The organism is Methylocucumis oryzae, from assembly GCF_000963695.1.
Classification (GTDB): Bacteria; Pseudomonadota; Gammaproteobacteria; order Methylococcales; family Methylomonadaceae; genus Methylovulum; species Methylovulum oryzae.
This window is the reverse complement of the sequence record NZ_LAJX01000352.1, coordinates 1-4,504: the sequence shown is the minus strand read 5'-3', so window position 1 is coordinate 4,504 and position 4,504 is coordinate 1. Positions and strand designations below refer to the sequence as shown.

General features: G+C 47.6%; 4 protein-coding genes. 1 reads left to right on the top strand and 3 read right to left on the bottom strand.

Features of this window, described 5'->3' with window-relative positions; translation table 11 throughout:
- Positions 1-661: 661 nt before the first annotated feature.
- Positions 662-1,495: an AAC(3) family N-acetyltransferase gene (locus VZ94_RS21410; RefSeq protein ID WP_045780802.1), complete on the bottom strand. Its 834-nt coding sequence runs from the start codon at positions 1,493-1,495 to the stop codon at positions 662-664.
- A 169-nt stretch (positions 1,496-1,664) separates the two neighbouring features.
- Here VZ94_RS21410 and VZ94_RS21405 point away from each other — a divergent pair, with 169 nt between their 5' ends.
- Positions 1,665-3,158 carry a lipopolysaccharide biosynthesis protein gene (locus VZ94_RS21405; protein WP_045780801.1) on the top strand — a complete coding sequence of 498 codons (1,494 nt, stop codon included), beginning with the start codon at positions 1,665-1,667 and terminating at the stop codon, positions 3,156-3,158.
- Between the two features lie 196 nt (positions 3,159-3,354).
- Here VZ94_RS21405 and VZ94_RS21400 read toward each other — a convergent pair whose 3' ends face one another.
- The gene (locus VZ94_RS21400) at positions 3,355-4,119 is read right to left on the bottom strand and encodes a hypothetical protein (RefSeq protein WP_045780800.1); all 765 of its coding nucleotides are present in this window, start codon (positions 4,117-4,119) and stop codon (positions 3,355-3,357) included.
- Complete coding sequence (locus tag VZ94_RS21395; protein ID WP_045780799.1) at positions 4,082-4,402, bottom strand: hypothetical protein; 321 nt, start codon at positions 4,400-4,402, stop codon at positions 4,082-4,084. Before VZ94_RS21395 ends, VZ94_RS21400 begins: the two co-directional genes overlap by 38 nt.
- Between the last annotated feature and the right edge of the window lie 102 nt (positions 4,403-4,504).

The window sequence follows — 4,504 nt, the reverse complement described above, 5'->3', positions numbered from 1 at the left end:
GACTGCTAGCCAATCCACCCGCCAGCTGTCGACCCGCGGAGCCCGCCCCGTAAATTAGAACGCGCCGTCTTGGGGCGGTCCCAAGTATTGCTGCATATCCGCCACCAAGCCAGAAACGAGCGACAGCTCTTGAGGCCCCGACAGAAATGAACAGAAGTATGGGTTGAAGAAATCCGGTTGTTCTCGGGACTAATGTAATACCAACAACCGAAAAAATGAACGAGTAGATTGCTCCATAGAGGAGGCATGCGAGCGTTACAGCGCTTAAGGCGTACCATCCCACATAGCGGAAAATTGCGCGATAAAGCCCGAATTTGATAAAAAATGGGTAGGGCGATGGCGACGGAAAGTAGATAGGAAAGCCATTGTTGGCCGGTGGGAAAAATCCAAGCGTCCAGACGCAATCTGTAGGCCAGAGCCACTGTAAGTATACACAGTAGTGAATCCACAAAAACCGCTATTGCCCTTTTCTGCATTCTAGCAGTTCAAGGAGCCACTTTGGACAAATTTTCCGTAAAAGGTATCTGCATTGGCCGGTTTCTTTAGCATTCTTTACTCAGATTAAGTGGCGTCCCCCAATTAAACCCGTTATTCAGTCGTGCCGGTTGGAGTAACGTTCCCAATGCATTGTTAAACAAATTTCAATGCCCCCATCTCTCATCTATCGGAACGCCTTCGTGACCAATCTAGTTGCTTTTGAGATTAGCGCACCAGGAACAGCTCGCTTGTTGTACCCGCGTGTTATACGACAGCTAAAACAGTCGGCTTGATCGCACAAAGGATAGAGAGGGTTGGTTGACAAAATACGGTATTCCCGCTCGTAAGCTTTGGCCGCACGTACTGCGATCGACCAAGCATTTCCAACATAGCCACAAGAGAAATTGCCGTCATCGATATAGTCTCTGTAAAATTTCCCGAAACCATTACTGCAACCGGGCGACTCAATGGGATGAAAGACCTCACCGTTCTCGGAGCCCTTACGTACCGCCAACAGCCATTTGGCATAGTGACGCTGTGAAAGTCCGAGATCATACTGCGCCAAATGAACAGTCGAGAAGCCCGGGGAATCTGCAACGCAGCCGACCAGCATCATCAATCCATCGGCATCGACAACGGCACGCATCGGCTCGAAACAAGCACCATGTTCAGAATGACCAGCAAGTATTGATTTTGCATTTTTACCCAATCCGGCAAACGAATGGGTCGGATGGTTCGATCGCACCGCCCCTGACTGTTCCAGCAGCAATGATGCAAAGAGACCCGTCACCGGCTTAGTCGATTCACTACTAATAGCGAGGTTTTTACTCCATCTGAATGAAATTGGTACAAATGCAGGTGTTATAAGGGTTCCCTCACTGCCGAGAACCTCCCTTATCCCGCCCAGGAATATTTCTTCGATTTGTGTCCGCGGAATACCTATTCTACCCAGACCGCATCGGAGATAGAGAATGTCACCGCTCTTAAGGCCCAGTTCGACAAGGCGATTGGCTACCATATCCTTGGTAACTATTGATCGCCCCTGCCGAAGATTGTCTTTTTTTCAACATGGCAATATCGCTAGCATGCACAACTTGCTTGCGAAAGAAACATTTTTAACCGCTGGTAATAGACCCGCACAGATGTCAAGGTCGAGCTACTCGATGTCTTGAGGCCCTTAAAATTCGATGACAAAGCCATTAAAAATCAATGCCTCAGCGGCTGTGCTCGAACAGGTGATCGTGGGACTTAGCTTTTTCATCATCTATGGAGTGCTCTACCGGCAAGCAGGCGCCGAGCGAGTAGGCATTCTATCGCTAGTAATGATAATGGCAAATCTCGGCTCAATGGCAGGGGCGGGGTTTGCAAGCGCACTTAGCCACTTTGTTCCGAAACTTGAAAGTGAAGGTCGCCGAAAGGAGACAATTGAGTATATAGATACCACAATACTATGTTCCATAGCTATTTATATAGTCGTATTGGGAATCATCTACGTTCCTTTTGTAGATTTTATTGGAAAACAAGTAGGCCTAGCACATACTGAACTCGTTAACGGGCTAGCACCGCTGGCAGTCATTTACACTTTATTTCTTGGCGTAGGGTCAGCCAATTCACTAATCTTGACTGCCCTACAACGCAACGACCTTCGATTGTGGTCAACCGGCATTGGGGCGATTGTCGGCTTAGCTGTATTAGTTATATGCGCTCCCAGTTACGGTATTGTCGGCGGCGCCCTCGCGATGAACGCGCAGGTAGTGACGACAACCTTTATGGCTTGGTTACAACTAACCAAAATTCTCCCCGAACTAGGCCCGATGCCATCCAAATTCGGAAAATCAACCGCTCGGAAAGTCGTCAATCTTGGAACAAATGTACAGGTGCAAACTCTTCTGTTGGCAGCGATTGAGCCAACCACTAGGCTATTCTTAGGCCACTTCGGATCACTTTCCGCAGTCGCCGACTTTTCGCTCGCAAGCCGGTTCGTAATACAAGTTCGTGCTCTGATATTTTCTGGGGCGCAGCCTTTGCTGTCGGCTTTCAGTCACCAAAGAAACAACCCCTCAAAACTAGCTTATCTCTATGGCATTGCGCAGACGACAGTCACGACTCTGGCGATAATCATTTTCTCTGGCGCGATCGCTGCAGCCCCATTTATCCAGGAGATTTGGACAGGGGACAGTTCGGGTAAGTTCACGGTTTTCGTTATATGGCTCGCCATCGGTTGGATGGCAAATACACTTACTCTCCCAGCGTACTTCAATTCTTATTCACTCGGGAAAATGAATGGCAGCCTATTTGGGCATATGATTCTTTGTTTCATAAATATCATCTTTGGCGCTGGATTGGCATTTCGCTTCGGTAGCGATGGTGCCGTCGCGGGCATGGCGGCCGCTTTAATAATTTCAGCAATCTTACTTGGACACACAAATGGTCGATTTACTCCGATCGAAGCACCTCCGCCATTTAACTGGCGAGACGCTGCCCTATTGGTCCTTGGAATTTTCGCCGCAGCTATCGGACTAAATGCATATTTGGTCCTTCGATCAAACATGCCACCTATTTTCGCAGGGATCGCATGTGGTATTATCTGGGCCGCATTGCTATCGCCCGCGCTTCTCTTCAATGATGTGCTTCGTGCGACAACTACAAAACTTCGTATTAGAATAGGTCGCAAAAACTAAATATGCAGTATTTTGCTAAAGTCTTCTAGTTTACGATCTAAACTTGGCTTCCAGCTTCCACGGAGATTAAATGCTGGCATGAAACCAAATGGCTCGTAACCACCTTCCGCTATTATAGAATCGACCGGCAAATATCCGAACACGTTGCCTTCATATCCAAGAATCAGATCATCTGGGCAATGGCGAAATATGTTTGCTATCTCGGTAACTGGCTCGCATGATAACGCTGCAATTCGACCGAGCCTGGAACACTCACTGCCTTACAGGATAACTCAGAAACCGGGGTGTAACCATTGAAAAACTCGGCCAAAGGAAGCCTTGCGGATATTGCTGGAAAATTATCATCTTTCAAGAAACGCACTTTACCCGCATTAGCAATAGCAACCACTTCATCGGCAAGTTCATTTGCCCATCGATCCCATTCTTGCCTATTGAAACCTGGTGCGGTCGGACCGAATATTGCACAACGTGCTATGTTGCTCAGGGTCTTCCAAGTCCCGGGGGATCGCGGCCTCACATCGCCCATACAACCAGGTGCAAATATAACGGGGACTTGAGGTCCGTAAATTTTACGCAGCCGTTCTCGGACGACTCCAACAAAATCAGCACTAACAGTGTCCGGCTCAGGAAACCCAACCGGATGACAAGCAAACGTCCAAACTATAGCAGCTACTTTGGATTGATTAGTCTTAAACATAAAAATTCGGATCAACGAATCACGTATGCCGCTTGGATTATCACAAGTATAGATATCACTATCTATTCTACCCGAAATTCTCACAAAGGTAGGAAACCTCCATTTCAAACGACGATTTACCGATTTATTTGTTTCTCCACTACTGGTTTTAACCTTCGAAACTTCAATTACTGAAAGATTTATAACGGCCTCTTCTATTAATGCCCTCCAACGAATAAATTCTTGCTCAGCAAACCGGCCCAATTTTTGGTTTAGTTTTATCAAGCATAGGTGCAAAATGGGTATGTGACGCCAAAATCAGAACCCGTTCAGCAGTCAACCCATGAGCTTCTTTGAATATTTTCGTGATCGCATTTGTTAGATCGGGTCCTGCAAACAGAGTATCAACCGCAATAATCGCCACCGCGTTTGGTGGGGTTCCGAACATCGAAATGTTTGCCTCCAACCGACCGTGCTTCTTGCGCACCAGGCGCTCCGGACCACTATAGCCGCCCAACGGCAAACAATCGATTGGCGTCAGATCTACAATCGCGCTAGCAATCTTCAAAGCCTATCCCCAATTAGAGTTCTATAGCTCCCTCCTTACTCGACTTTTTAGACCTGTTGCTAGCGTGTCGTTATCGCCCTGTTTTGCAAGGAGACGGATTTC